This window comes from Acinetobacter sp. 2JN-4 (assembly GCF_003687745.1).
In the GTDB taxonomy this organism is placed as follows: Bacteria; Pseudomonadota; Gammaproteobacteria; order Pseudomonadales; family Moraxellaceae; genus Acinetobacter; species Acinetobacter halotolerans.
Map to the genome: position 1 here is coordinate 155,041 of NZ_RDNY01000001.1, position 25,579 is coordinate 180,619.

General features: G+C 40.7%; 27 protein-coding genes. 20 read left to right on the plus strand and 7 right to left on the minus strand.

Annotated elements, in window-relative coordinates; all coding sequences use genetic code 11:
- The first annotated feature begins 22 nt into the window (after positions 1-22).
- The gene (gene nadB, locus EAH57_RS00880; protein ID WP_171407351.1) at positions 23-1,660 is read left to right on the plus strand and encodes an L-aspartate oxidase; all 1,638 of its coding nucleotides are present in this window, start codon (positions 23-25) and stop codon (positions 1,658-1,660) included.
- 233 nt (positions 1,661-1,893) lie between these two features.
- Here the strand turns inward: nadB and tmk are convergent, their stop codons facing one another.
- Genes tmk through pabC form a run of 3 tightly spaced genes read right to left on the minus strand, consistent with a single transcriptional unit; the run spans position 1,894 to position 4,385 of the window.
- Entirely contained in the window at positions 1,894-2,493 is a 600-nt protein-coding gene (tmk, locus tag EAH57_RS00890; RefSeq protein ID WP_121928439.1) for a dTMP kinase, read from the minus strand.
- On the minus strand, positions 2,494-3,570 hold the full coding sequence (gene mltG / locus EAH57_RS00895) for an endolytic transglycosylase MltG (RefSeq protein WP_121928440.1): 1,077 nt from the start codon (positions 3,568-3,570) through the stop codon (positions 2,494-2,496).
- Positions 3,571-3,572: 2 nt separating this feature from the next.
- Positions 3,573-4,385, minus strand: a complete 813-nt coding sequence (pabC, locus tag EAH57_RS00900) for an aminodeoxychorismate lyase (RefSeq protein ID WP_121928441.1) — start codon at positions 4,383-4,385, stop codon at positions 3,573-3,575.
- Between the two features lie 366 nt (positions 4,386-4,751).
- Between pabC and EAH57_RS00905 the strand changes: the two genes are divergently transcribed.
- From EAH57_RS00905 to EAH57_RS00930, 6 genes are all read left to right on the plus strand, one after another.
- A complete protein-coding gene (locus EAH57_RS00905; RefSeq protein ID WP_121928442.1) occupies positions 4,752-5,753 on the plus strand; it encodes a sulfate ABC transporter substrate-binding protein in 1,002 nt (333 codons plus the stop codon).
- Positions 5,754-5,788: 35 nt separating this feature from the next.
- Complete coding sequence (locus EAH57_RS00910) at positions 5,789-6,391, plus strand: RBBP9/YdeN family alpha/beta hydrolase (RefSeq protein WP_121928443.1); 603 nt, start codon at positions 5,789-5,791, stop codon at positions 6,389-6,391.
- Between the two features lie 76 nt (positions 6,392-6,467).
- On the plus strand, positions 6,468-7,301 hold the full coding sequence (cysT, locus tag EAH57_RS00915; RefSeq protein ID WP_121928444.1) for a sulfate ABC transporter permease subunit CysT: 834 nt from the start codon (positions 6,468-6,470) through the stop codon (positions 7,299-7,301).
- Positions 7,298-8,176, plus strand: coding sequence for a sulfate ABC transporter permease subunit CysW (gene cysW, locus EAH57_RS00920; RefSeq protein ID WP_121928445.1), 879 nt, complete (start codon positions 7,298-7,300; stop codon positions 8,174-8,176). Before cysT ends, cysW begins: the two co-directional genes overlap by 4 nt.
- Before the next feature lie 11 nt (positions 8,177-8,187).
- Entirely contained in the window at positions 8,188-9,258 is a 1,071-nt protein-coding gene (locus EAH57_RS00925; RefSeq protein ID WP_121928446.1) for a sulfate/molybdate ABC transporter ATP-binding protein, read from the plus strand.
- A gap of 79 nt (positions 9,259-9,337) precedes the next feature.
- Complete coding sequence (locus EAH57_RS00930) at positions 9,338-10,261, plus strand: CysB family HTH-type transcriptional regulator (RefSeq protein ID WP_004668874.1); 924 nt, start codon at positions 9,338-9,340, stop codon at positions 10,259-10,261.
- A gap of 84 nt (positions 10,262-10,345) precedes the next feature.
- Here the strand turns inward: EAH57_RS00930 and carO are convergent, their stop codons facing one another.
- Positions 10,346-11,098 carry an ornithine uptake porin CarO type 5 gene (gene carO / locus EAH57_RS00935; RefSeq protein WP_121928447.1) on the minus strand — a complete coding sequence of 251 codons (753 nt, stop codon included), beginning with the start codon at positions 11,096-11,098 and terminating at the stop codon, positions 10,346-10,348.
- Between the two features lie 286 nt (positions 11,099-11,384).
- On the opposite strand from carO, the gene dapD reads away from it, so the two are divergent.
- From dapD to EAH57_RS00975, 8 genes are all read left to right on the plus strand, one after another.
- Complete coding sequence (gene dapD, locus EAH57_RS00940) at positions 11,385-12,206, plus strand: 2,3,4,5-tetrahydropyridine-2,6-dicarboxylate N-succinyltransferase (protein ID WP_121928448.1); 822 nt, start codon at positions 11,385-11,387, stop codon at positions 12,204-12,206.
- 96 nt (positions 12,207-12,302) lie between these two features.
- Entirely contained in the window at positions 12,303-13,013 is a 711-nt protein-coding gene (queE, locus tag EAH57_RS00945; protein WP_121928449.1) for a 7-carboxy-7-deazaguanine synthase QueE, read from the plus strand.
- 83 nt (positions 13,014-13,096) lie between these two features.
- Positions 13,097-13,774, plus strand: a complete 678-nt coding sequence (gene queC, locus EAH57_RS00950) for a 7-cyano-7-deazaguanine synthase QueC (RefSeq protein WP_213071137.1) — start codon at positions 13,097-13,099, stop codon at positions 13,772-13,774.
- Positions 13,775-13,796: 22 nt separating this feature from the next.
- On the plus strand, positions 13,797-14,213 hold the full coding sequence (locus tag EAH57_RS00955) for a hypothetical protein (protein WP_121928451.1): 417 nt from the start codon (positions 13,797-13,799) through the stop codon (positions 14,211-14,213).
- A 92-nt stretch (positions 14,214-14,305) separates the two neighbouring features.
- Complete coding sequence (locus EAH57_RS00960; RefSeq protein WP_121928452.1) at positions 14,306-14,992, plus strand: diphthine--ammonia ligase; 687 nt, start codon at positions 14,306-14,308, stop codon at positions 14,990-14,992.
- Between the two features lie 19 nt (positions 14,993-15,011).
- Positions 15,012-15,476, plus strand: a complete 465-nt coding sequence (locus EAH57_RS00965; protein ID WP_121928453.1) for a peroxiredoxin — start codon at positions 15,012-15,014, stop codon at positions 15,474-15,476.
- A gap of 120 nt (positions 15,477-15,596) precedes the next feature.
- Positions 15,597-16,166, plus strand: a complete 570-nt coding sequence (locus EAH57_RS00970) for a CAP domain-containing protein (protein WP_121928454.1) — start codon at positions 15,597-15,599, stop codon at positions 16,164-16,166.
- Positions 16,167-16,177: 11 nt separating this feature from the next.
- Positions 16,178-16,540, plus strand: a complete 363-nt coding sequence (locus EAH57_RS00975; RefSeq protein WP_121928455.1) for a glyoxalase superfamily protein — start codon at positions 16,178-16,180, stop codon at positions 16,538-16,540.
- Between the two features lie 9 nt (positions 16,541-16,549).
- Here the strand turns inward: EAH57_RS00975 and EAH57_RS00980 are convergent, their stop codons facing one another.
- Positions 16,550-16,945: a nuclear transport factor 2 family protein gene (locus EAH57_RS00980; protein WP_121928456.1), complete on the minus strand. Its 396-nt coding sequence runs from the start codon at positions 16,943-16,945 to the stop codon at positions 16,550-16,552.
- 13 nt (positions 16,946-16,958) lie between these two features.
- On the minus strand, positions 16,959-17,162 hold the full coding sequence (locus EAH57_RS00985) for a 2-hydroxymuconate tautomerase family protein (RefSeq protein WP_034595116.1): 204 nt from the start codon (positions 17,160-17,162) through the stop codon (positions 16,959-16,961).
- A gap of 126 nt (positions 17,163-17,288) precedes the next feature.
- Here EAH57_RS00985 and EAH57_RS00990 point away from each other — a divergent pair, with 126 nt between their 5' ends.
- Entirely contained in the window at positions 17,289-18,209 is a 921-nt protein-coding gene (locus tag EAH57_RS00990) for a LysR family transcriptional regulator (RefSeq protein WP_121928457.1), read from the plus strand.
- A 12-nt stretch (positions 18,210-18,221) separates the two neighbouring features.
- Here EAH57_RS00990 and EAH57_RS00995 read toward each other — a convergent pair whose 3' ends face one another.
- Positions 18,222-18,797: a nicotinate-nicotinamide nucleotide adenylyltransferase gene (locus EAH57_RS00995; RefSeq protein WP_005195807.1), complete on the minus strand. Its 576-nt coding sequence runs from the start codon at positions 18,795-18,797 to the stop codon at positions 18,222-18,224.
- A 109-nt stretch (positions 18,798-18,906) separates the two neighbouring features.
- On the opposite strand from EAH57_RS00995, the gene EAH57_RS01000 reads away from it, so the two are divergent.
- The 4 genes from EAH57_RS01000 to EAH57_RS01015 all read left to right on the plus strand — a co-directional run bounded on the left by EAH57_RS01000 (position 18,907) and on the right by EAH57_RS01015 (position 25,509).
- Entirely contained in the window at positions 18,907-19,707 is an 801-nt protein-coding gene (locus EAH57_RS01000) for an enoyl-CoA hydratase-related protein (RefSeq protein ID WP_121928458.1), read from the plus strand.
- A gap of 298 nt (positions 19,708-20,005) precedes the next feature.
- Positions 20,006-22,858, plus strand: coding sequence for a phosphoenolpyruvate--protein phosphotransferase (ptsP, locus tag EAH57_RS01005; RefSeq protein ID WP_121928459.1), 2,853 nt, complete (start codon positions 20,006-20,008; stop codon positions 22,856-22,858).
- Positions 22,851-23,801 carry a 1-phosphofructokinase gene (pfkB, locus tag EAH57_RS01010; RefSeq protein ID WP_121928460.1) on the plus strand — a complete coding sequence of 317 codons (951 nt, stop codon included), beginning with the start codon at positions 22,851-22,853 and terminating at the stop codon, positions 23,799-23,801. Before ptsP ends, pfkB begins: the two co-directional genes overlap by 8 nt.
- Entirely contained in the window at positions 23,788-25,509 is a 1,722-nt protein-coding gene (locus EAH57_RS01015) for a fructose-specific PTS transporter subunit EIIC (RefSeq protein WP_121928461.1), read from the plus strand. The genes pfkB and EAH57_RS01015 overlap by 14 nt, the downstream gene beginning before the upstream one ends.
- The last annotated feature ends 70 nt before the right edge of the window (positions 25,510-25,579 follow it).

A 25,579-nucleotide genomic window follows, 5' to 3' on the forward strand; every position in this document is an offset into this window, starting at 1 on the left:
CGAACGTTTAAAACTGAAGCAGATTGACATGCCTGATTTAAAAGCAATTCACCATTTTGATGTGATTATTGTGGGCAGTGGCGGTGCAGGTTTAAGTCTTGCACTCTCTTTACCAAGTCATTACAACATTGCCATTTTAGCAAAAGCAGCTTTAACAGAAGCTAGCACTTTCTATGCACAAGGTGGGGTTGCTGCGGTCTTAGACGAAACAGACTCTATTCAACAACATATTAATGACACAATGATTGCAGGCGGACATCTATGTGAATTAGATGCGGTCAAACATACGGTTGAAGGTGGCAAGCCTTCGGTTGATTTTCTCCTGAAGCAAGGCGTGCAATTCACTTTGGATGATGATGAACAACTTCATCTCACTCGTGAAGGCGGACATTCTCAACGTCGTATCATTCACTCCGCCGACGCAACAGGTAAGGCCATTTCAACAACCTTGGTTGAACGCGCACAAGAACGCGAAAACATTACAATTTTTGAAGATTATATTGCGATTGACCTTATTACACTGCACAAACTTGGTCATCAAGATCAAACCAATCGCGCGATTGGTTTATATGCCTTAAATGAAAATACGGAACAAGTTCATACCTTCTTAGCGCCATTCACAGCTTTAGCTTGTGGTGGTGCGATGAAAGCGTATCTGTATACATCAAATCCTGATATCGCAACAGGTGATGGAATTGCAATGGCTTATCGTGCAGGTTGCCGTGTTGCCAATATGGAATTTAACCAATTCCACCCAACTTGCTTATATCACCCAAAAGCTCGCTCCTTCTTGATCACCGAAGCGATGCGTGGTGAAGGTGCATATTTACGTCTGCCAGATGGTGAACGTTTTATGTTGCGTTTTGACGAACGTGCTGAACTTGCACCACGTGATATTGTCGCGCGGACGATCGACCATGAAATCAAGCGCCTCGGTATCCGCCATGTTTGGTTGGACATCACACATAAGACACCTGAATTTATTATTGAACACTTCCCTACGCTCTATGCACGTTTGCTTGAGCTTGGGATTGATATTACCAAAGATATGATCCCTGTAGTCCCAGCAGCACACTATACCTGTGGTGGCGTGATGGTCGATGAACATAGCCAAACGGATCTCGATGGTTTATATGCCATTGGTGAAACCTCTTATACAGGTTTACATGGTGCAAATCGTATGGCGAGTAACTCGCTGCTTGAATGCTTTGTCTATGGCATGAGTGCAGCAGAAGATATTCAAAACAAGCACAATATGAGCTTTGAATTTCCAGATGTACCCTCTTGGGATGAATCTCAAGTCACCGATGCAGATGAGGATGTTGTCATTCTTCAAAACTGGGATGAGCTGCGTTCTACCATGTGGAACTATGTCGGCATTGTTCGTACGACTAAGCGTTTACAACGTGCTTTACATCGTATTGAAATGTTGAAACGTGAAATCAATGAATACTATCGAGATTATCGTGTAAGCAAGAACTTGATCGAATTGCGTAATTTGGTTTTGGTTTCGGAAATGATTGTACGTTGTGCAATGGAACGTAAGGAATCGCGTGGTTTGCATTACACATTGGATTATCCTGAACTGTCGAATGAAATTCGAAAAACAGTGTTGACGCCACCAAATTTTAAAGTGGAACAGCCATTGGTGAATGAGTGATATTTTAAGGCTATTGATTTTCTGAAGCTTTATAAGTAATTTTGTAGTTGTTATTTACTATCGTGGTAGGCGACATGGATGTCGCCTGTGGCGCTGCGGTATCAAGGATGTACCGTCAGCGCAACAAAGGATTTTTGTTACTTTTCATCCCTGAAAAGTAAGGAAAGACCAATACAAAAAGCATTCATTTACCTGCATTTTTATGAGGCAAGGCAAACTCATTATCAAGGCTCTTATTTCAAATATTGCAAAGCTTCATCAAACACAACATCAGCATTCTGTGTTGCATCCAAACGTTTAATCCGTTCAGGCTCCGCTTGCCATAAAGTCTCATAACCTGCACGAACTTTAGCGAAGAAGCTCAATTTCTCTTGCTCAAAACGATCCAATGCGCCACGCTCTCGCGCACGGGTCATGCCCAATTCAATCGGGGCATCCAACCAAAAGGTAATATTCGGCATTTTCGCCACAAAAGTTTGGTTTAACAGTTGCAATTTTTCCTGACTCAAACCGCGTCCAGAACATTGATAAGCAAAGCTGGCATCGGTAAAACGATCACTCAGCACAATCTTGCCTGCTTCTAATGCAGGTAAAATCACTTGCTGTAAATGTTGAGCACGTGCCGCGTAAATCAATAATAGCTCAGTATCATGACTCATTTGCTCATCATGATTCACCGCCAGTAATAACGAACGAATTTGTTCAGCCAAAGGCGTGCCACCTGGTTCACGGGTCAACACCACCTGTTTACCTTGCTGCTCAAAATACTGATGAATCTTACGAATCAACGTAGTTTTGCCTACACCTTCTGTGCCCTCAAAGCTAATAAACATTTACTCTTGCTCCTGCCTCTTGGCACGTAAAACCACCAAATACTCTTGAACTGCTCGGTTATGATCTTGCAAATTGGTTGTGAACTTATGTCCACCAGTTCCTGTTGCAACAAAATAAAGATTTTCCGCATCATCTGGATGCATCGCTGCTTCAATCGCTTTTTTACTTGGCAATGCAATCGGTGTTGGTGGTAATCCATTGATCGTATAAGTGTTATATGCCGTTGGAGTACGTAAATCATTACGTGTGATATTACCTTTATAGTTATCACCCATACCATAGATAACCGTTGGGTCCGTTTGTAGACGCATACCTATTTTGAGACGTCGTACAAATACACCCGAAACCTGTTGAAGCTCACTATCCAAACTGGTTTCTTTTTCGATAATCGAAGCCATAATCAACGCTTCGTATTTATTTTTATACGGCAGATTAGCCGCCTTATTTGCCCATGCCTCATCCAATGCTTTCATTTGACGACGATATAAATCCGTCAAAATTTTCTTGTCTGTTTCACCTTTAGCAAAAAAATAAGTATCAGGTGCAAATAGCCCCTCAGGGTGTGAATAAGAAATATCTAAAGCTTTTAACAATTGATCTTCCGGTAAATCTAAAATCGTTTTGGTGACATTCGGATCATTTTTTAGCTTCTGCATCAACTGCTTAAAATTCGTACCTTCGATGACCAATATTCGATTCATTTGCGCATTATCTGCATTGGCAAGCATATCCAGCACCTGACGAACACTCATCCCTTTAGTTAGTTCATATACACCAGCTTTCATGCTGTCATGTATCATAAATTTCTGATAGAGCTTTAAAATAATCGGAAAACTCACCTTTTGATCTTGGGCTAAGCGATCAATAAATTTTGAATAGGTATCACCAGATGAAATCACTAATAATTGTTTTTTACTCTCCATTGGATAAGGCTTAAATAAATTTGCCCATATCACGCCAAAGACCACCATCGTAAAAACACAGATAAATACAAGAAATGCTTTAAACGTAAATCTAGATTTCGGTTTAGCTTTTGGTTTTTTCTTACTTTTGCTTGGGTTCGGTGGCTTTGGCATATTTAATCAATCTGGCTAAGTTTTAAAGTTTCAAATAAATCAAGATAAGGTTGTTGCTCAAAAGCTCGATCATTGAATCGAACAACCGCCTTCATCGGATGCAATGCATTACAAAAAAATAGGTTCTGAATACGATCAACTTCATCAATGCCCATACAACGTTGCTCACATGCCACATCGTACTGCTGCATTCTTGATAAGATTTTGGATCGCATCACACCGTGGACGCCATTATAACGAAGTTCTGGAGTAATCCATCGATCATTTATACGAATAAAACAATTACTGCTCACCCCTTCAACAACATAGCCCTGTACATCACTGACCAGTGCTTCAAGCCAACCGCGTTGATCAGCCTCTTGTTTCAGTAGAACCTGCTCTAAACGATTGAGGGTTTTCAATCCAACGAGATGCGGCATATTTAAGCCCATCGTATGATTTAACACGCCACTTTCAATCCACTCAGGTTGAAAAACTTGTGTTGCTCTCGGGTAATACCACACATAAACATCGGCAGCATGTAAAGGTAAACTATAGCCACGATCCCCTTCACCACGGCTAATTACGATTTTTAAAGTGCCACTTAAATTTGCATATTGTTGTTTTAATTTCTCAAGTGAAGCCTCAATCTGAGACAAATCAGCATCTAAACCTAAGCGCTGGCAAGCCAATCTTAAGCGTGCCAAATGTTGTTCTTTGAGTTCAAAATGATTTTGGAACATTCGTGCTGTAGTAAAGCAACCATCACCATAATGAAATGCCCGATCAAGTAAAGGGATCGAATCAATCAACTGTCCATTTTTATAACATTGCATAAATTCATCGCCTTAAGAGCAAACCAATCTTTATTTGACACAGGATAATACAAACTTGAGAGTTCTTCATCTGATGACCCAGTTTCCTTTTTACTATCGTGACTCACTATAGATGCGTATAAATTGCAACGATGCTCTAAAACCCTCATCGACTTAAAGACACATAACAAACTGTTTTTAAAAAATTAAATAAAAAATTTCGAGAGTTAATATTTTCTTATTTATCAAAAAATCAGCATAGCTTATCTGTTTTATCTATTTCTATATTTTTCATATCAAATGCGTTTTTAATTATTTTTTTTGCAAAAAACCCAGCGTTATGCTGCATCCATATTCTAAATGCTTATGCAATTTTAAGGGGTTTTTATGCGTTTATCTCAATTCAAAGTCGGTCTTTTAGCCGCTTTACTTTCAGCATCTAGCTTGGCAGCCCAAGATTTTTTAAATGTCTCTTACGATCCAACACGTGAACTATACACAGATTTTAATAAACAATTTGGTAGCTTTTGGAAACAACGCACTGGTCAAGACATTAACTTCAAACAATCTCACGGTGGTTCAGGTAAACAAGCACGTGCGGTCATTGATGGTCTCAATGCCGATGTGGTGACTTTAGCTTTGGCTGCGGATATCGATGAAATTGCTAAAAATGCCAAACTACTTCCAAATGATTGGCAAAAGAAACTGCCAAATAACTCAACACCCTACACCTCAACCATTGTCTTTCTCGTTCGTAAAGACAACCCTAAACAGATTAAAGATTGGGGTGATCTAGTGAAACCCGGTGTAGAAATCATCACACCAAATCCAAAAACATCGGGCGGTGCTCGCTGGAACTATCTAGCTGCTTGGGCTTGGGCAAAACACCAAAAAGGCGGCAATGATACCAAAGCGCAGGACTTTGTCCGTCAAATTTATAAACAAACCAAAGTTCTTGATTCAGGTGCTCGTGGCGCAACCACAACATTTGCAGAACGCGGTATTGGCGATGTTTTACTGGCTTGGGAAAATGAAGCTTATTTAGCTGTGCGTGAACAACCGAATAAGTTTGAAATTATTACTCCTTCATTGTCGATTTTGGCCGAACCTCCTGTTGCAGTTGTAGAAAAAAATGCGACTAAAAATGGCAATCTGCAAATCGCACGGGGGTATTTAAATTATCTCTATTCACCAGCGGGTCAAGACATTGCTGCTCGTCATTTCTACAGACCTCGCAATGCCGATGTATTGAAGAAATATCAAACTGTATTTAAGCCACTGAAACTCGTCACCATTGATAAAGAGTTTGGCGGCTGGAGCAAAGTACAGAAACAGCATTTTGAGAACGGCGGCATCTTTGATCAGATCGTCAAGGCAAATAGTCGATAAGAATTGCTTTTAAAGAAATTCGAAGGAGAGCAGACATGACTCATACCCTTATTGTTCCTGGTGTAGGTGGTAGCGAAGTCCAGCATTGGCAGTCTTGGTTACAACAACAACTCGTGTCTAGCTCTCGCGTTCAACAGAAATATTGGGATCGACCAGTATTAAGTGAATGGGTGAGTCAATTTGTCAAAACAGTGGCGGAGATCAAATCACCAATACAAATCGTTGCACATAGCTTTGGTTGCCTCACCAGTGTTGCAGCACTTGCAGAGCATCCTGAACTTAAAGCAAAGGTGAAAAATCTGGTTCTTGTCGCACCAGCAAATCCAGCACGTTTCGGTGAAAGTGGTTTTGCACGCCATAGCTTGACAGACTATAAACAGTATTTCTATCAACTCAATATAGACGTGCCAACGACATTATTGATCAGTGAAAATGATCCTTGGTTGAACTATGTCGATGCGCTAGAACTTGCACAAGCATGGCAGCTCACCCCAATCAATTTAGGTCCTGTTGGTCATGTCAATGTCGCATCTGGGTATGGTCCATTTCCTGAAATTTTCAACTATTTGTTGCCTGAAAATAACCCGCGAATCACCTCTCGAATGCACCAGTCGAATTTTAATGTGAAATTTGCCTAAACCAAACACCCTGTATTTTTCGATTTAGCATTATTTATTTGCTTGTTTAGCAAACCTTTCTCTTTGAGGAAATATCATGTCGCAGCGTTCCCGAGTGCTGCCTGGGTTTGGCCTATCCTTAGGCTTTACCCTCGCTTACGTGTCTTTGATTGTGCTTATTCCTTTATCTGCTGTCTTTATCAAATCTTTTGGGATTGGTTGGGAGGGTTTATGGGAAATTTTAACATCTGAACGAATCCTAAAATCTTTACAACTCAGCTTTAGTGCTGCACTGATCGCTGCTTTTGTAAATGTCATCTTTGGTTTACTGCTAGCTTGGTGTTTAGTTCGCTACAGCTTTCCCGGTAAAAGATTAGTCGATGCTTTAGTGGATTTACCATTTGCTTTACCTACTGCTGTCGCAGGTATCGCCCTTACGTCTCTCTACTCAAAAAATTGTTGGATTGGACAGTATCTTGAACCATTAGGAATTCAGGTTGCGTACACTCCGATCGGTATCACTCTGGCATTGATTTTCATTGGTTTACCCTTCGTGGTGCGTACCGTGCAGCCAGTGCTGAGTGATATTGAAACCGAACTAGAAGAAGCAGCTTCTGCATTGGGTTCAAATCGTTGGCAAACCATTACCAAAATTATTTTACCGATTTTATTTCCTGCCCTACTGACAGGTTTTGCACTCGCCTTTGCCCGTGGAGTTGGTGAATATGGTTCAGTGATTTTCATTGCAGGTAATATGCCTTATAAAACGGAGATCGCACCGCTGATGATTATTTCTCGTTTAGAAGAATATGATTATGCAGGTGCGACCACCATTGCAGTCGTCATGCTGCTGCTCTCTTTTGCCATCTTATTCTTGATCAACTTAGTACAAGTATGGGCTAGCCGCCGTACAGGGAGAGTTGCACAATGAGCTTAAACAACACTAGCGATACCTTAGCAATTAAATTGCAAACTCGAGATGCTACCCGTGAACCTACATGGGTACGTTACAGCCTGATTGTGGTGGCACTGATTTTCTTCTTGAGCTGTTTAATCCTGCCACTCATTTTGGTTTTTGTTGAGGCATTTAAGCAAGGTATCGAAGTCTACCTCAATGCTTTAATTGATCCAGACACATTATCCGCAGTAAAGCTGACTTTACTCACAGCAGCGATAGCCGTACCGATAAATGTGGTATTTGGTGTTGCAGCAGCATGGTCTGTGGCGAAATTCCAGTTCCGTGGTAAAGCCATATTAACCACGATTATTGATATGCCTTTTTCGGTTTCACCAGTGATTGCAGGTTTGATGATCGTTTTAATTTTTGGTTCGCAAGGCTGGATCGGTGGCTGGTTAATGGATCATGACATTAAAGTTCTCTATGCCGTACCTGCAATTGTCCTAGCGACTATTTTTATTACAGTACCATTCGTTGCACGTGAATTGATTCCGTTGATGGAAGCACAAGGAACAGAAGAGGAAGAAGCGGCCATTGTACTCGGTGCTTCTGGTTGGCAAACCTTTTGGAGGGTCACACTACCTAACATCAAATGGGGTTTGATCTACGGCGTGATTCTATGTAATGCCCGTGCCATGGGTGAGTTTGGCGCGGTGTCTGTGGTTTCAGGACACATTCGCGGTGAAACCAATACATTGCCCTTACATGTTGAGATTCTCTATAACGAATATACCTTTAGTGCTGCATTTGCGGTGTCTTCATTATTGGCATTTTTAGCAATCATCACCTTGATCTTGAAAACTTGGTTAGAAATACGCCAAGAACAAGCACACCAACCAAATCCTTAAGGAATGAACTTATGAGTATTCAAGTTAAAAATATTGAAAAACACTTTGGTGCATTCCATGCGCTAAAAAATATATCTCTAGACTTTCCTGAAGGTCAGTTGGTTGCGCTTTTGGGTCCTTCTGGTTGTGGTAAAACCACACTTCTACGCATCATCGCAGGTTTAGAATCTGCTGACGGCGGTCAAGTTCTGCTTGAAGGTGAAGATGCGACCAATACGCATGTACGTGAGCGTCAAGTCGGTTTTGTATTCCAACACTATGCGTTGTTCCGCCACATGACGGTATTTGACAATATTGCCTTTGGTTTAAGGGTTCGTCCCCGCTCAACTCGCCCTTCTGAAGCAAAAATAAAAAAACGTGTCACTCGCTTACTTGATCTCGTTCAATTGGGCTTCTTAGCCGACCGCTACCCTTCTCAATTGTCTGGTGGTCAACGGCAACGAATTGCACTCGCTCGTGCTTTGGCGGTTGAGCCACGTGTGTTATTACTAGATGAACCTTTCGGCGCGTTAGATGCTAAAGTGAGAAAAGAATTACGTCGATGGTTACGTGCATTGCATGACGAACTTCATATTACATCAATCTTTGTTACCCACGATCAAGAAGAAGCTTTAGAAGTTGCTGATCAGATCATCGTGATGAACAAAGGTGATGTAGAACAAATCGGCTCACCACGTGAAGTCTATGAGAAACCTGCAACCCCCTTTGTTTTTGATTTCTTGGGTCAAGCAAATCGTTTTGAAGGCGAATATAGCAACGGTATTATCCGTATCGGTGATGATCGTATTCAGTTACCAACTGCATTGGAAGTACCGGAAGGAAAAGTCATTGCATTTGCACGGCCAAATGAATTACATATTCACAGCCAAGCTCAGCCAAATACAATTGAGGCAACATTCTTACGTGAAGTGTGGATTGCTGGTAAAGTCGTGGCTGAATTACAAGATCGCAGTGGACATAGCATTGAAATTTTATTAACTGTAGAAGAGGCGAATTTGCATCAGTTTAAACCGAATCAAACCGTTTGGATTAGCACGGCTCAACTGCACTTATTTGCAGATCAAACCACGCAAGTCGCTTAAAAAAATCTCCCTTGCGCTGCTGTAACCGCAGCTCCCCCTCTTTTAAAAGAGGGGAATTTAGAGATAAGGAAAAACTTTTATGAACTTTCAACAGCTCAGAATTATTCGAGAAACTGTTCGCCAAAACTTTAATTTAACTGAAGCATCTGCGGCACTCTATACCTCCCAATCAGGTGTCAGTAAACACATTAAAGATTTAGAAGATGAATTAGGTGTACAACTTTTTGTGCGTAAGGGGAAGCGCTTACTTGGTCTCACTGAGCCGGGTTTATCATTACTTAATATCGTTGAACGGATGTTGGTCGATGCAGACAACATTAAACGTCTGGCCGATGACTTTAATAAAGTCGATGAAGGTACACTGACTATTGCCACTACACATACTCAAGCACGTTATGTGCTCCCACCAATCGTTAATCAATTTAAAAAGCTATTTCCCAAAGTTCATTTGGTTTTACAACAGGCTAGCCCAGTTGAAATTGCAGAAATGTTACTTCAAGGCGAAGCTGATATCGGGATCGCAACAGAATCCTTAACCACAGAAGAAAACTTAGCCAGCGTACCTTATTATGAATGGCATCACAGCATCATTACCCCGAAAGACCACCCATTAGCCAAACTCGATAAAATTAGTCTAGAGCTTTTGGCTGAGTATCCATTGATCACTTATCATGGCGGTTTTACAGGACGTTCTAAAATTGATAAAGCCTTTGATGATGCACAATTACATGCTGATATCGTCATGTCAGCGCTGGATGCCGATGTCATTAAAACCTATGTTGAGATGAATATGGGCGTTGGGATCGTCAATGCTGTGGCTTATGATGCTGAGCGTGATCACCGTTTACAACAGATTCAAACCGATATTTTTGGTGTCAATACTACGTGGATTGCAGTCCGCAAAGGGCATTTGCTTCGAGGCTATGGCTATGAGTTTATTTCTTTATGCTCACCAGAAACCGATATCAAAACGCTAAAGAAAGTTGCTTACCCTGAAGAGTAACAGCATATAAGTGTCTTGTTATTTAGAAAAATCAAACATAAAAAAACGAGCATAAAGCTCGTTTTTTTATGTTGAATAGATGGATTAGAACTTGAAGCTCACACCAACTTTAGCAACTGGCATCCACTCATACTTGCTCTGATTCGCAATATTATGCTGCTCTTTTGAAACAGCGCTTTCCAAAGTATTACCATTACTACCGATAATTTGGTCATCACCAGAGGTTTTTAGATTTACAGTTGGGTTACCAGTGTAATAAGCCCCCATCTCACCAAAAAGACCAATGTTTTTATAAACTGGCGCGTTTATACCAACACCTAAATACGGTGAAATATTGTTATCATATTTCAAAGTACCATCAATGTTTGCACTTTGAGTATTATCTGTCGTAAAACGCTCGCCATCAACTCGAACAAAACTATTGTTACCAATACGTTTTTTCAAGTCATACTCATTATCCAAGTAAGCAACACCAGCCGCAACATAGAGTGCGCGGGCAAACGCATTTTGGCTCGCACCCCATGGATAGATTTCAGCATTTAGATAGGTATTGTTATTATCCATTTCCATATCATACTTGGTACCGTCGATTTTTAATTCATCAGACCAAGAGATATCACCGCCGTTATAACCTAAAGTTACACCAACGTATGGATTGACACGGTAAGAAATCGCACCACCATAACCAGTCGTACCGACTTCAGCACGAACTGATACTGGATCTAAGTAAGAAGGAAAAGCATAAACTGATTCTTTAACAATTTGCTCATCTGCAAATGCAGTACCCGCAATCGCAGTTAACACACCAGCTGCCAACATTACACGTAAAGTTTTCATTGAAGTCTCCTTAAAAATACTCTTATTAAATATAATTGTTTCTGTGATTGAATCATAAAGGATTGATCGCTATGTTTTTATACAAAAACTGATTACTTTTTGTTATGTTTTGATACAAATATTGAGGAGTTATGTATTTGGAAATAATTTATAAAAAACAATATATTTCATTTTATGACACATTTATTGCATGAATTTTAACCAAATTATTGTAACAACTTTTTTCAAAGATTCTTGGTTCAAACTAGTGTAAAATCAACAAAATTTTTTTGGAAGAAGGAAGATCATGTCTCAGCTTTCTACAATCATTGAGCAAGCATTTGAAGACCGTGCCAACTATAGTGCAGCGGATTGCCCTACCGAAATCCGTCAAGTTGTTGAAGAAGCATTGACTGGTTTAGACAACGGTACACTTCGTGTTGCTGAAAAGATCGATGGTGAGTGGGTTGTCCACCAATGGTTAAAAAAAGCAGTTTTACTTTCATTTAAGCTGAATGACAATACGCCAATCGAAGCTTGTGATCTTCGTTTTTATGACAAAGTCGCAACTAAATACTCAGGCTGGACTGAAGAACAGTTTAAAGCTGCTGGTGTTCGTGTTGTACCACCTGCTGTTGCACGTCGTGGTAGTTTCCAAGCGAAAAACGTCGTGTTAATGCCTTCTTATGTCAACATTGGTGCTTATGTAGATGAAGGCACCATGGTAGATACTTGGGCAACTGTAGGTTCATGTGCTCAAATCGGTAAAAATGTTCACTTGTCAGGTGGTGTAGGCATCGGTGGTGTTTTAGAACCATTACAAGCAAATCCAACAATCATTGAAGACAACTGCTTTATCGGTGCGCGTTCTGAAATCGTTGAAGGCGTCATTGTTGAAGAAGGCTCAGTTATTTCAATGGGTGTTTTCATTGGTCAATCGACAAAAATCTTTGACCGTGAAACTGGTGAAGTTCATTATGGTCGCGTACCAGCAGGTTCTGTTGTGGTTGCGGGCAGCCTTCCATCTAAGTGCGGTACATACAGCCTTTACGCTGCGATCATCGTAAAAAAAGTAGATGCGAAAACTCGCGCTAAAACAAGTCTAAACGACTTATTACGCGCTGACTAATTTAATCCCTATTACGCAACTTTAGTCGTCTTGCGTCTCTACGATCAGTCATGGTCGTAGAGATTTTGTTCTTTTATATGGTGTGGTTCTGATTATATGGCTTCCTTACGTTCTTCTGCAATTCCTGTCTCTGACCCTGCGGCTGGTTTACGCATTACCGAGATTTTTTATTCTTTGCAAGGCGAAGCGAATACCTTTGGTCTACCCACTGTTTTTATTCGCTTAACAGGCTGTCCATTACGTTGCAGCTATTGTGATACCACTTACTCTTTTGAAGGTGGTGAGCGTTTATCCCTTGAACATATCATCGAAACGGCTAGCCAATTCAAAACACCTTATATTTGTGTCACTGGTGGTGAACCGCTTGCGCAACCGAATTGTTTAATCTTATTACAACGCTTATGTGATCTTGGTTTTGAAGTTTCTTTAGAAACCAGTGGTGCTTTAGATGTCTCTAAAGTCGATCCTCGTGTTTCAAAGGTGCTCGATTTAAAAACACCAACATCCAAAGAAGATCATCGTAATTTATTCAGCAATTTTGACTACTTAACCCAGCATGATCAGATCAAATTTGTGATCTGTAATCGCGCTGATTATGAATGGTCAAAGCAACAACTTGAACAGTTCCAGCTACATACGAAAGTAAGTACGGTGTGGTTCTCTCCTGCTTTCGCAGTTGAAAAAGGTGCTGCTGTTTTACCCACTTTTGCGCGTGATTTAGCGCAGTGGATTTTAGATGACCATCTCCCCGTTCGTTTCCAACTCCAGTTACATAAACTGTTATGGAATGATGAATCAGGTCGTTAAAATCTGTCTCTCGTCGTACTTCTCATGCTTTCACAATGAGAAGTGTCATAAATTTATCTTTAGGTTGAATCATGGAAAATAATATGCGTTCACGTGCCATCGTATTATTATCTGGCGGCTTAGACTCGACAACGTGCCTTGCTTGGGCACAAGCTCGCTATGAATGTGTTGCTTTAAGCTTTATGTATGGGCAACGCTCTACCACTGAACTTGATGCGGCGAGAACACTTGCACAAAGTGCTGGTGTAGAACATCGTGTGATTAATATTGATTTAGGTAATCTAGGCGGGTCTGCACTTACAGATCACAACATTGATATACCAGAACAATTACAAGAAGGCATTCCTGTAACTTATGTTCCAGCACGTAACACCATTTTCTTATCTTATGCCCTCGCAGCAGCAGAGGTTTTTGACGCTGAAGCCATTGTGATTGGTGTCAATGCTGTTGATTATTCAGGATATCCTGACTGTCGTCCAGAATTTATTGACGCTTTTGCCAATCTTGCTCGTCTCGCAACAAAAGCTGGTGTTGAAGGAAAACCCCTTAAAATTGAAACACCTTTGTTACATTTATCCAAAGCGAATATTATACGCTTAGGCATCGAACATGGCGTAGACTATAGTCGAACGGTATCCTGCTATCAAGCAGATGCTCAAGGACGTGCGTGTGGCAAATGCGACAGTTGCCGTTTACGTCATCAAGGTTTTATCGAAGCAGGTATTGCGGATCCTACGCGTTATACTGAACAGACGATATAGGGTAATAATTAGGTACATATATATGAAGTTTTTAAAATCAAATCTTATTCTTTCTACAATGATGTCTGCTGCTGCTTTATTGGCAACAGCTACACATGCAAATACTAATCCACTTGAAGCTGCATATAAAAGTACCAATGTTAAAGCAGGATTGGTCAACGTATGTAAAGATCAAACTGCCAAAGGCGGTAAACTGACAGCAGCAGAAGTAAGCAAGTTCTGTGGCTGTCAGATTGATGCTCAAGGAAAAGTGACCGAAGCGCAAAAATGGGAAATTCAAAGTGCAATCAATGCCAAGAAAAGCCCAAGTTCTTTAGCTTTTGTACAACAGCAAAATAAAGAATTGCAAAACTGTTTAGGTGCACCACTTGTAAGCAAGTTAGAAAAGCTCACGGCAGAAGCAATGAAATCTGCTCAACAACAAGCGCCGAAAAAATAAGCCCTTGTTGCTCGAAGGAAGCCTGCATTTTTATGCAGGCTTTTTTATATGTCTGTTAAAATCTACTTGTCTTTAATAAGTTGAACGACACTATGCAGGATCAGTGGAAAACCAACACCCATAACAGCCAATGTGTTGTCTCATTTAGTGGTGGCAAAGATAGCTCACTTGCGTTGTACCACGCTATGCAAACAGGCACAGTGACTGGGTTAATCGTCATGTTGGAAGAACAAGGACAACGTTCTCGCTCGCATGCTATGCCCCTTGAAGTAATTCAAGCACAAGCCGATGCGATTGGTTTACCTGTATTTATGGCCTCTTCGAGTTGGAGTGACTATGAAAGCAAATTCATAGAACTACTCAACCGAGCCAAGCAACAAGGTGCTGAGGTCTTGGTCACAGGTGATTTGGATATGCCTCAACATGGTTGTTGGCATGATCGTGTCACGCAACAAGTTGGTCTTAAACTGGGTATGCCCTTATGGTTGCGTCCACATAAAGAAGTGGTTGAAGAGTTTATTAAACTAGGCTTTCGCAGCGTCATCGTGACGGTCAATCTTAAACTTGGTATGCGAGTTGAGGATTTAGGCCAAATCTTAACTTTAGAATATATCCAAGCACTAGAGACTCGCGGTATCGACCCGTGCGGTGAAGGTGGTGAGTTTCATACGACTGTGATTGATGGTCCAATTTTTAACAAAGCTATTCCTGTACGTCAGGGCGATATTGTTTATCATGAGGAATATGCTTTTTTACCACTTGAATTAAACCAAATCTAACTTTAATAAAGGATCCCAAATGTCTGAAAATATCCTATTACCGAATCAAACCTTTCCAACAACACAAGGTGAAATCAATTTAACCGAACTCGCAAATGAATGGTTGGTTTTATATTTCTATCCCAAAGATTCAACACCGGGCTGTACCACTCAAGCCGTGGGTTTCTCTTGCTTAAAAGACCAATTTGATGCATTGAATTGTCAAGTTATCGGAGTATCACGTGACTCTGTAAAAGCCCATCAGAATTTTACAGAGAAACAAGCACTGACTATTGATTTGATTAGTGATAAAGAAGAAGTACTGTGTAAACACTTCGATGTGATTAAAGAAAAGAACATGTATGGCAAACAAGTCATGGGCATCGAGCGCTCGACGTTTATTTTCCATAAGCAACAATTGGTAAAAAGCTATCGAAAAGTCAAAGCCGCAGGACATGCAGAACAAGTGCTTGAAGACTTAAAAGTACTCCAAGCCGCTCAATAATCAAATATGACCATCGTAAAGTGAGTCTCAGACTCACTTTATTTTTTGAAGAGAATTGTTCAATCTAGTGCGCTTGGCTTATGATCAAAACATGACAATAATTATAGTAAGGGCTGACCAATGAATCATCTAAAACTATTTATTCAAACACCTGTTTTTATTTTACTGACTGCATGTAGCGCCAGTTCATCCAGTATTCCTCAAACAACAGCAGCATCTACAACAAAAATTCAAAAAACAACCACAGAAATCAGTTGTCAAGATTTATCAAATCCAGCTTACCAACAGGCAATGCTGAATGCGATCAATGAAATTCGCAAACACCCCCGTCAATGTGGTCAACAACACTTCCCAGCTGCTGCAGCTCTCACATGGAATAATCAGTTATACCAAAGCGCATTTGCTCACAGCAAAGATATGACCGAGCATAATTTTTTAGGGCATGTCAGCAGCACTGGACTTGATCTAAAAGCGAGGTTAAAACAATCTCAATTCAAAGGTCGTGGTGGTGGCGAAAATGTAGCGCGTGGTCATCAGAATCTGAATGACGTTACCCAAAAATGGCTAACCAGCCCTGTACACTGTAGCAATATCATGCACCCTAAATTTACGGATTACGCAATCGCTTGCGCATCCGACCAATCATCGCAAAACAGAAATTACTGGACTCAACAATTTGGTGTTCGCTAAAAGGAATAATCATGCAAACTGGCTCAATTACCCCTATTCTTCGTATTTTTGATATAGATGTTGCCCAATCTTTTTATATGGATTATCTGGGTTTTAACATCGATTGGCAGCACACTTTCGGAGATAACTTCCCTGTTTATTTACAGATTTCTAAAGGTGATTGCATTATTCACTTATCTGAACATTTTGGTGATGCAAGTCCACACAGTGCTATCCGTATTTACTGGGAAAATATAAGTTTGCTGCATGCAGAACTAAATGTAAAAGACTATAAGTTTGCCAAACCACAAATTGAAAAAACAGACTGGGAAACACTTGAACTAAGCATCACAGACCCATTTTCTAATCGTCTGATTTTTTGGGAAGATGCTTAGAGCCGTAATCTATTCCATTACCCGATAGTGAAACACTTTGCTGATTATTTTCCACATGCCCTTGTCATAGATAAAAGTTAAGGCATCATAAAAATATTTCGGTTCAATCACACATTCAACTTGGACGATTGCGGTTTTTTCACTGATGACGTTAATCGAAATGATTTTGTCCTGCCTTAGTTGTTTTTTTGAAGCAGGTGAAGTTCGCTGCTCAACAAGTGGGAAATACTCCTCCATCGTCAATTTAAGGAGAGGTTGATCCGTCACACAAATATACACCGCATCTCGATGAAAGACCTGTCTGAGTAAGCTTACATCACTGGTATATAATCCATCAAAATACTGTTGCAACTGCAATCGTATTGCTGCTATATCAGCGTGGTATTGTTCACTTTGTTTAGTCATTTTTTGCTCTCACCTATCTGATACGCTGTCTCATCTGCTGAACAGACTCACCAGCCACTCCCCAATTTTCTGTCGCGACTTCATCGATCACCACAAAGGTTGTTGCTGGGTCTTTGTTGAGCACATCGACCACTAAATCAGTCGCCCCGCGAATTAATTGCTGTTTCTGCGCCACGGTCACGCCTTCGTCTGTAACCTGTATCAAAATATAGGGCATCATTATTTCCTCATCAAAAAGTTGTTCAGTTGAGGAATAAATTCATCAACTGATGCTTATCGTATTCTTTACATCAGTGTGATTAAATAGCATACAAATCAAATCATTTCTTACATGGTGTAATAAATGACACAACAACTCAAAAGAATCATGTTGAGTAGCGTAGAGTTATTTTGTTTAGTGGCTGAACGAAAAAGCTTTAGTCAAGCAGCAACGGTGGCTGGCTTGACGCCTGCTGCTGTTAGCCGATCTATCGCTCGACTTGAACAACGCTTAAATACGCAACTCTTTATCCGTAGCACGCGCCAAGTTCGACTAACAGATAGTGGTGAGCTTTATTTTCAACAATGCAGAAACGCTTTAAATCAGATCATTGATGCAGAACAAATATTAAAAAATCAACACCAGCAACTCAGTGGAAAAATTCGTATGAGTGTGCCTACGCCATATGGACACTATAGGATATTGCCGTTATTACCTTTGTTTATGCAGCGTTATCCTGAGATTCAAATTGATATTCAATTGACCAATACAAATATCGACTTTATTGGTGAAGGCTTTGATTTAGGGATTCGTGGGCGTCATCCCAAAGACTCAAACTTGATTGCTCGAACATTAGAGCTCGCCGCATTAGTTGTAGTGGCTTCACCCGAGTATCTCGAATCAAAAACACCCCCACACAGTCTCCAAGAACTTGATCAGCACGAATGCATACAATTTATATTGCCCAGTACGGGCAAAAATGTGCCTTGGCTATTTAAAGTCGAAAATGAAATCATTGAGTATCGAACTAGAGGGAAATTACGATGTTTAGATGATATTTTAGGTACGGTTACGCTTGCAAAACAAAGTGCAGGCCTGCTACAGACTTATCGTTTTATCGTTGAACAAGATAACGAAAATGGGCACTTAATAGAAGTTTTGCAGCCATTTTCAGGAACAACACGGCCATTTTCCTTACTCTATCCGTCACAAAAATATGCATCGGCACATATCCGTGCGTTTATTGATTTTTTAGTCACGCATTTAAAAGCAGATATTGCATAATTTTTAATGGACTCATTCTATAAGATCTAAATTACTGTGATCACCTGCCAAAAATTTCTGCTGCAATGCGGTATAGATTGGCGTCTTTTGGAATTTTTCTAAAAATTGAATACTGCCTTTTGGAAATGCTTGAGTTTTGATTTCGCCGCGATAGTAAGCTTCGCGCATCGGCGTTGCTGACAACGATGCTTTTAGACTCTCTAACTCAACCATGGTCCATTCTGGAAATAATTGTAAATAATAAGAGGATTCATCTTTAAAATGACCGATTAAACCGACTTTTGAATTTGGTTGAACCACTTGATTCACCAAACTCTTAACTTGTTTAACCCACTTTTCGTCATTATATACATCGATCACATGTACAAAATGGATGCGTTGTTTATCTTCATCTCCAAAATTTGACAATATCATGGCCTCCCTTTCACTGGCGAGAAAAGGATTTTTAATATTTCGTTCTGCTTGTGCTGAGCCTAAAGCAAGAACCACATGCTGACTTTGTCGCAACGCAATTTCAATGGTCAACATATGCGCCAAATGAAACGGCTGGAATCGTCCAATAAAAACAAGATAGTCAAATTTGTACATAAATAGAAATTCACTTTTTATGAACTCATCAGTTACACCAAATTGCAGTAAGATGCGACATAATGAACACTTAAAAATTAACAAGACGGTTTAAAGCAAGGATAGTACGATGACACTTAGCTGTATTCAACAACCTCATCCACATTTGCAAGCAAATTTAGAAGATGGCGTACTCACCTTAGCCATTAACCGCGCAGAAGCTAAAAATGCGCTGTATGGTGAGCTTTATCTTTGGATTGCACAAGCATTTGATGAAGCAGATACCGATAAAAATGTTCGTGTGGTGATTTTCCGTGGTGCAGAAAATGATTTCTCTGCAGGAAATGACATGAAAGACTTTATGGGCTTTATGCAAAAACCACTTGAAGTTTCTGCAGGTGAAGTTCCTCCATTTGTCTTATTAAAAGCAGCAGCGCGTTTTTCTAAGCCACTGATCATCGCGGTAAAAGGTGTTGCGATTGGTATCGGTGTGACTATTTTATTACATGCTGACCTTGTTTATGCGGATAATACTGCGTTATTCCAAATTCCATTTGTGAGCCTCGGTTTGTCTCCTGAAGGTGCAGCAAGTCGCTTATTGGTTCAGCAAGCAGGCTATCGCAAAGCAGCCGAACTGTTATTCACAGCGAAAAAGTTCGATGCTGCAACGGCACAACAAGCCAATCTCATCAATGATGTAGTTGAAGATGTGTATGCAACAGCACAGCAAACAGCGCAACATCTTGCTGCTTTGCCATTGGCTTCGCTGAAACAAAGTAAGGCCCTGATGAAAAAAGACCTCGCTGAAATCATCGCATGTGTCGATGAAGAAGCAGAAATCTTTATGCAGCGTGTACGCTCCCCTGAAATGATGGAAGCAGTTCAAGCCTTTATGCAAAAGCGTAAACCTGATTTTTCTCAGTTTAACTAAGTTCGATGGTGTAAAACTGCCCTAAACAGATGTTTATAAAATGTATCATCAGGGAAAATTGTAAGATTTTCACCTCGATATCTTTTTGAGCATCTGTTAAAGTTTAAATTAAGAAGCTAAACCATGATTGTCTAGGACATGAAGTGGAAATTAGCTTCTTTTTTTTATCTTTGACGTGCGCTGTTGACCGCTGCTACAGCTGCATGTGACATAAACGGTTACTCTAAAAATATCTTTGTTGGCAGTTCTGAGCGTGGACTTAACAGAGACTATTATTTTCATCATCAAAGGATGTTTTATGTTTGTACTTGAACCACAACATGTACATATGAATCAATCTGCTAAGGATAAGGCAGAAGCACTCGAATGTTTAGCCAATATTTTGGTTCAAGATCAATTAGTCAAAGCAGATTATTTATCTGGATTACATGCACGTGAAGCCCAAAGTGCAACCTATTTGGGTCAAGGAATTGCGATCCCTCATGGCACCCCCCAATCCCGTGAATTTATTTTAGAAACAGGGATTCGCTTGGCACATTTTCCTGAAGGTGTGGTTTGGGATGGTGAAAACAAAGTCTATTTGGCAGTTGTCATTGCCGCAAAGTCTGATGAGCATTTACAAGTTTTACAAATTCTGACTCGTGCACTCTCTCAGGATGTTTCAGATCAAGTCCAACACGCTAAAAGTGCAGCGCAAATTATTGAGATTTTACAGGCTCAACCTGAAACAATCATTTTGCATGAAAATTTGATCGAAACTCAAGTTCAAGCCACCGATATTGACGATTTCTTATGGTCAGCAAATAAATTACTTAAACAACAAAAATTAGTTGAGGCTGGTTTCATTAGCCAACTTGATCCTAAAAATCTCATCCAAATTCAAGATACGCTTTGGTCTATTTCAGCGAAAAATTATGTTTCACAATCTGCGGTCAGTATTGTCAAAGCAGATCAAGCTATTGATTTTAAAAATGGTCAAATTCAAACCTTGATTTGTATTGCTCAACATGAACAATTAAATTACCCACAATTACAACGTTTGCTCGATTTATTATTCCAACCACAAATCCAACAACAACTCAGTGATCAACATCATCGCCAAGATATAGCCAAACTGGTTGGCGCGGAAACGATCCCAGATTGGCCATCACAAAGTATTATTCTGGCAAATGCTCACGGACTGCATGCCCGCCCTGCGACTCAACTTGTCAATCTTACCAAAACCTATCAAGGTGATATTCGAGTTACTGTGGATGATGGACAATTCATCTCTGCAAAAAGCTTAACCAAACTGCTCGCAATGGGTTGCAAATATGGGCAAACACTTACTTTCATTGCTGAACCAAATACAGATGCTGTTGAGGCGCTTCCTATCATCATCCAAGCCGTTCAGCAAGGTTTAGGTGAAGAAGTCGAAGCCATTGAAGAAAAAGTAGCGACTCAACAAATTTCAAGCATTGATTTTGAAGAAAGTATCGCAACACCAACAACAGGAATAGCAGCATCGACAGGTCTCGCTTTTGGTCCAGCGCATGTGATCAAACCAAAACATTTCCAATATGAACGTTTTGGAAATAATGTTAAGGCAGAAAAGGAAAAACTAGAAATTGCGCTGCATAGTGTTAAAAACACCCTTCATCAACTGATTGCAAAGACTGAAGCCAATGAAATTAAACAGATATTCATGGCACATCTGGAAATGTTGGATGATCCTGACCTGATCCAACAAGTTCACCAAGCGCTGAATCAGAACCTAACTGCCCCAACTGCATGGTACGAATATATTGAAAAAGCAGCTCAAGCCCAAGCTGCTTTACCTGATCGATTGCTCGCTGAACGTGCTGCAGATTTGCGTGATATTGGAGACAAAGTCTTAGCAGTTTTATGTGATGAAGTGGCGGTTCAAGAACCTGATCAACCCTATATTTTAATCATGCATGATGTTGGGCCAAGTGATGTCGCTCGTCTGAATAAAGACCGTGTCGCAGGCATTCTGACTGCTGTGGGTGGTGCAAGTGCACATAGTGCGATTGTTGCTCGTGCTTTAGGTATTCCTGCTGTTGTAGGTGCAAGTAAAGCGGTATTAGATATTGCTCCACATACAACGGTGTTGATTAATGGAGATACAGGTGCATTTGAAATCAATCCATCTCAAGCACAAATTGACCACGCCATTCATGACCGTGAACTGCAACATCAACGTCGCCATGAAGCAGAGCAACATTGTCACGAGCCAGCAATTACCTTAGATCAGCACCAAGTCGAAGTAGCAGCCAATCTTGGTAAAATTTTAGATACTGAAAAAGCGGTGAACTATGGTGCAGAAGCAATTGGTTTATTACGCACAGAATTAGTCTTTATGGCGCATCGCCAAGCACCTGACGAAGACGTACAAGAAAAAGAATACCGCCATGTATTAGATAGCTTGGCCGGTCGACCTTTGGTAGTCCGTACTTTAGATGTCGGTGGTGATAAACCGTTACCTTACTTACCGATAGATGCTGAGGAAAACCCTTTCTTGGGCGTGCGTGGTATCCGTTTAACCTTACGTAAACCACAATTATTACGTCAACAATTAATGGCATTGGTTCGTGCTGCGGATGATCGCCCTTTAAGAATCATGTTTCCAATGGTCGGACGTATTGAAGAATGGCGCGCTGCTAAAGCAATTTTAGATGAGGTTTTGCTCAAGCATCCCTGCCCGAACCTCGAAGTCGGCATTATGATTGAAGTTCCATCAGCAGCCTTAATCGCACCCTTGCTTGCAAAAGAAGTCGATTTTTTCAGTATCGGCACAAATGACTTAACCCAATACACGTTAGCGATCGATCGCGGACATCCTATTTTATCTGCCGAAGCTGATGGACTACACCCAAGTATTTTAATGTTAATTGATCAAACTGTACGTGCAGCTCACGCACAGCAAAAATGGGTCGGTGTCTGTGGCGAACTTGCAGCAGATCCCAAAGCTGTGCCTGTTTTACTGGGTTTAGGTGTGGACGAACTCAGTATGTCAGCGTCCAGTATTCCGCTAGTGAAAGCACAAATTCGTCAGCTTAATTTTGCTGATTGCCAACAGCTTGCCCAACAAGCACTCAAATGTGAAAGTGCGCCTGCCGTTCGATCATTCGTGGAGCAAACACATGGCTAAAATTTTAACCATTACCCTCAACCCTGCCATTGATGCCACCATCGAACTTGAACAGTTACGTATCGGCGAAGTCAATCGTCAACAGAACCTTCAATATCATGCTGCGGGTAAAGGACTTAATGTTGCCCAAGTGTTACATGATTTAGGACATGAATTGATTGTGTCAGGTTTTTTAGGCACAAAAAACCAAATGCTCTTTAAGCAGCATTTTCAAGCGATGCAGTTTGACGACCAATTTATTTATATTGACGGTGAAACTCGCCAAAACATCAAAATTGCTGAACAGTCTGGACGAATGACCGATATTAATGGTCAAGGCTTTCAAGTTTCTACCGAAGATAAACAAGCATTGTTCAAACGTATTCAACAATGTAGCGACTCAGTAGATTATGTGGTGATTGCGGGTAGCCTACCGTTGGGCTTTGGCGTGGATGATTTAAAACAGCTCATGCAAATCCTACACATACAAAACAAACCTGTCGCTGTAGACACGAGTGGAAAAGCTTTAACTGCTGCGATCGCCATGAATCCATGGATGATCAAACCCAACACCGACGAATTACAAGAAAGTTTTGGGGTGTCTGTTAAAAGTCTTAAAGATCAACAACACTTATTCAAATCACTCAATGCTCAAATTGAGCATATTGTCATTTCAATGGGTGAACATGGCGTACATTGGCTTCATCAAAACAAAGCTTATGCTGCACAACCACCTCAAGTACATGTGAAAAGTACTGTAGGTGCTGGAGATTCTCTTTTGGCGGGCATGATTCATGGGCTAGCATGCCAGTTATCGACAGACGATATCCTAGCAACAGCAACGGCAATTGCCAGTCATGCCGTAACTCAGGTGGGCTTTCGTGTTCCAACCCCTGAACTTTTAGCTGATTTAAAACAACACACAACGATCAAAACCTTGAGTGAATCTGATGCAAACCCTTAACTCTCTCTTATTGGTCATCAATCATCCTCAAAATCCTGTTGATGCATTGATTCTGACAAAAAAATTGGCGCAACTTGCGAAACAACAAGGTTTTGAAAGTCATACCATTTCAGTAAAAGATCAAATTCCTGACATTGCATTTAGTAAAGTTATTTTTATTGGTCAGACACCGACTCAACTTGACCCATTTAAAGCCTATCCAGTCGTAACCATTTCACTAGAACAAGCGAATCAAGCGCTTGAACAGGCCTTTGAATACGCTTTAGCGCATGCACAGCCAATTGATCAACTAAAAGCTGAAACTCAACTGAACAGCATACAGCAAGCTCAACGTTTTGTTGCGATTACAGCTTGCCCAACAGGTGTTGCTCATACATTTATGGCTGCCGAAGCATTACAACAAGGTGCAAATAAGCTTGGCTATCGGATTGATGTTGAAACACAAGGCTCTGTAGGTGCAAAAAACATCCTCACTGATGAAGCCATTGCTGCAGCTGACATTGTTATTCTAGCCACTGATATTGAAGTGAATACCGATCGATTTGTGGGTAAACGTGTTTATCGTTGCAGTACAGGTTTTGCGCTTAAACAAACAGATAAAGCGTTCGCCGAAGCAATCAGTGAAGCGGCCGTTCTCGAATCATCAAAACAAAGTAAACAAACGGCAGAAAATAAAAGCCAAGAAAAAACTGGCGTTTATAAGCACCTACTGACTGGTGTGTCTTTCATGCTGCCTATGGTCGTGGCAGGTGGTCTTTTAATTGCGCTATCACTTTGTTTTGGTCTTAATGCAGCGGAAGAAACAGGAAGCTTAGCTTATATATTAAAGCAAATCGGTGCAGCAGCATTTACCTTAATGGTGCCAATGCTGTCGGGTTATATTGCCTATTCAATTGCTGACCGTCCTGGTTTAGCGCCAGGCTTGATTGGTGGATTAATTGCCACACAACTTGACGCTGGTTTTCTGGGTGGTATCGTTTCAGGTTTCCTCGCAGGTTACATTGCCCTATTTCTCGCCAAGAAAATCAAATTGCCAACCAGTTTAGAGTCATTGAAACCTATTCTGATCATTCCACTTTTAGCCACACTATCAGTAGGTCTGATTATGTACTATGTGGTTGGACAGCCAGTCGCACATATCTTTGAAATGATGAAAGATTTCCTTAACAATATGGGCACAACCAATGCTGTTTTGATGGGCATCGTCCTCGCATCAATGATGTGTATTGATTTGGGCGGTCCAATTAATAAAGCGGCTTATGCCTTCACAGTAGGGTTACTCACGACAAATACCTATATGCCAATGGCGGCGACCATGGCTGGCGGTATGGTTCCCGCCATTGGTATGGCGATTGCAACTTTGTTAGCAAAAAATAAATTCAATCAAAGTGAACGTGATGCTGGCAAAGCTGCCTTTGTACTAGGTCTATGTTTTATTTCGGAAGGTGCAATTCCCTTTGCAGCTAAAGATCCAATGCGTGTGATTCCAGCTTGTATTTTAGGTGGTGCTGTTACGGGTGCATTGGTCGCCTTATTCCACTGTGAACTGGTTACACCACATGGCGGCGTATTTGTTTTACTGATTCCAAATGCGATTAATCATGCGTGGCTGTACCTCGCTGCAATTACAGCGGGTAGCTGTATTACAGGAATCAGTTATGCATTACTCAAACGTCCAGAACCAAAACTAGAAACTGTAACGGCTTAATCTTCACATCATTTTTGATTTTAAAAGCAAGTTATTCCCCTTGAGTAACTTGCTTTTTTATTTAGATATG

Excerpts from the sequence above, each read along its gene's own strand:
- tmk (WP_121928439.1), bottom strand. The coding sequence starts at position 2,493 with ATGTTTATTAGCTTTGAGGGCACAGAAGGTGTAGGCAAAACTACGTTG.
- mltG (WP_121928440.1), bottom strand. The coding sequence starts at position 3,570 with ATGCCAAAGCCACCGAACCCAAGCAAAAGTAAGAAAAAACCAAAAGCT.
- pabC (WP_121928441.1), bottom strand. The coding sequence starts at position 4,385 with ATGCAATGTTATAAAAATGGACAGTTGATTGATTCGATCCCTTTACTT.
- EAH57_RS00905 (WP_121928442.1), top strand. The coding sequence starts at position 4,752 with ATGCGTTTATCTCAATTCAAAGTCGGTCTTTTAGCCGCTTTACTTTCA.
- EAH57_RS00910 (WP_121928443.1), top strand. The coding sequence starts at position 5,789 with ATGACTCATACCCTTATTGTTCCTGGTGTAGGTGGTAGCGAAGTCCAG.
- cysT (WP_121928444.1), top strand. The coding sequence starts at position 6,468 with ATGTCGCAGCGTTCCCGAGTGCTGCCTGGGTTTGGCCTATCCTTAGGC.
- cysW (WP_121928445.1), top strand. The coding sequence starts at position 7,298 with ATGAGCTTAAACAACACTAGCGATACCTTAGCAATTAAATTGCAAACT.
- EAH57_RS00925 (WP_121928446.1), top strand. The coding sequence starts at position 8,188 with ATGAGTATTCAAGTTAAAAATATTGAAAAACACTTTGGTGCATTCCAT.
- EAH57_RS00930 (WP_004668874.1), top strand. The coding sequence starts at position 9,338 with ATGAACTTTCAACAGCTCAGAATTATTCGAGAAACTGTTCGCCAAAAC.
- carO (WP_121928447.1), bottom strand. The coding sequence starts at position 11,098 with ATGAAAACTTTACGTGTAATGTTGGCAGCTGGTGTGTTAACTGCGATT.
- dapD (WP_121928448.1), top strand. The coding sequence starts at position 11,385 with ATGTCTCAGCTTTCTACAATCATTGAGCAAGCATTTGAAGACCGTGCC.
- queE (WP_121928449.1), top strand. The coding sequence starts at position 12,303 with ATGGCTTCCTTACGTTCTTCTGCAATTCCTGTCTCTGACCCTGCGGCT.
- queC (WP_213071137.1), top strand. The coding sequence starts at position 13,097 with ATGCGTTCACGTGCCATCGTATTATTATCTGGCGGCTTAGACTCGACA.
- EAH57_RS00955 (WP_121928451.1), top strand. The coding sequence starts at position 13,797 with ATGAAGTTTTTAAAATCAAATCTTATTCTTTCTACAATGATGTCTGCT.
- EAH57_RS00960 (WP_121928452.1), top strand. The coding sequence starts at position 14,306 with ATGCAGGATCAGTGGAAAACCAACACCCATAACAGCCAATGTGTTGTC.
- EAH57_RS00965 (WP_121928453.1), top strand. The coding sequence starts at position 15,012 with ATGTCTGAAAATATCCTATTACCGAATCAAACCTTTCCAACAACACAA.
- EAH57_RS00970 (WP_121928454.1), top strand. The coding sequence starts at position 15,597 with ATGAATCATCTAAAACTATTTATTCAAACACCTGTTTTTATTTTACTG.
- EAH57_RS00975 (WP_121928455.1), top strand. The coding sequence starts at position 16,178 with ATGCAAACTGGCTCAATTACCCCTATTCTTCGTATTTTTGATATAGAT.
- EAH57_RS00980 (WP_121928456.1), bottom strand. The coding sequence starts at position 16,945 with ATGACTAAACAAAGTGAACAATACCACGCTGATATAGCAGCAATACGA.
- EAH57_RS00985 (WP_034595116.1), bottom strand. The coding sequence starts at position 17,162 with ATGCCCTATATTTTGATACAGGTTACAGACGAAGGCGTGACCGTGGCG.
- EAH57_RS00990 (WP_121928457.1), top strand. The coding sequence starts at position 17,289 with ATGACACAACAACTCAAAAGAATCATGTTGAGTAGCGTAGAGTTATTT.
- EAH57_RS00995 (WP_005195807.1), bottom strand. The coding sequence starts at position 18,797 with ATGTACAAATTTGACTATCTTGTTTTTATTGGACGATTCCAGCCGTTT.
- EAH57_RS01000 (WP_121928458.1), top strand. The coding sequence starts at position 18,907 with ATGACACTTAGCTGTATTCAACAACCTCATCCACATTTGCAAGCAAAT.
- ptsP (WP_121928459.1), top strand. The coding sequence starts at position 20,006 with ATGTTTGTACTTGAACCACAACATGTACATATGAATCAATCTGCTAAG.
- pfkB (WP_121928460.1), top strand. The coding sequence starts at position 22,851 with ATGGCTAAAATTTTAACCATTACCCTCAACCCTGCCATTGATGCCACC.
- EAH57_RS01015 (WP_121928461.1), top strand. The coding sequence starts at position 23,788 with ATGCAAACCCTTAACTCTCTCTTATTGGTCATCAATCATCCTCAAAAT.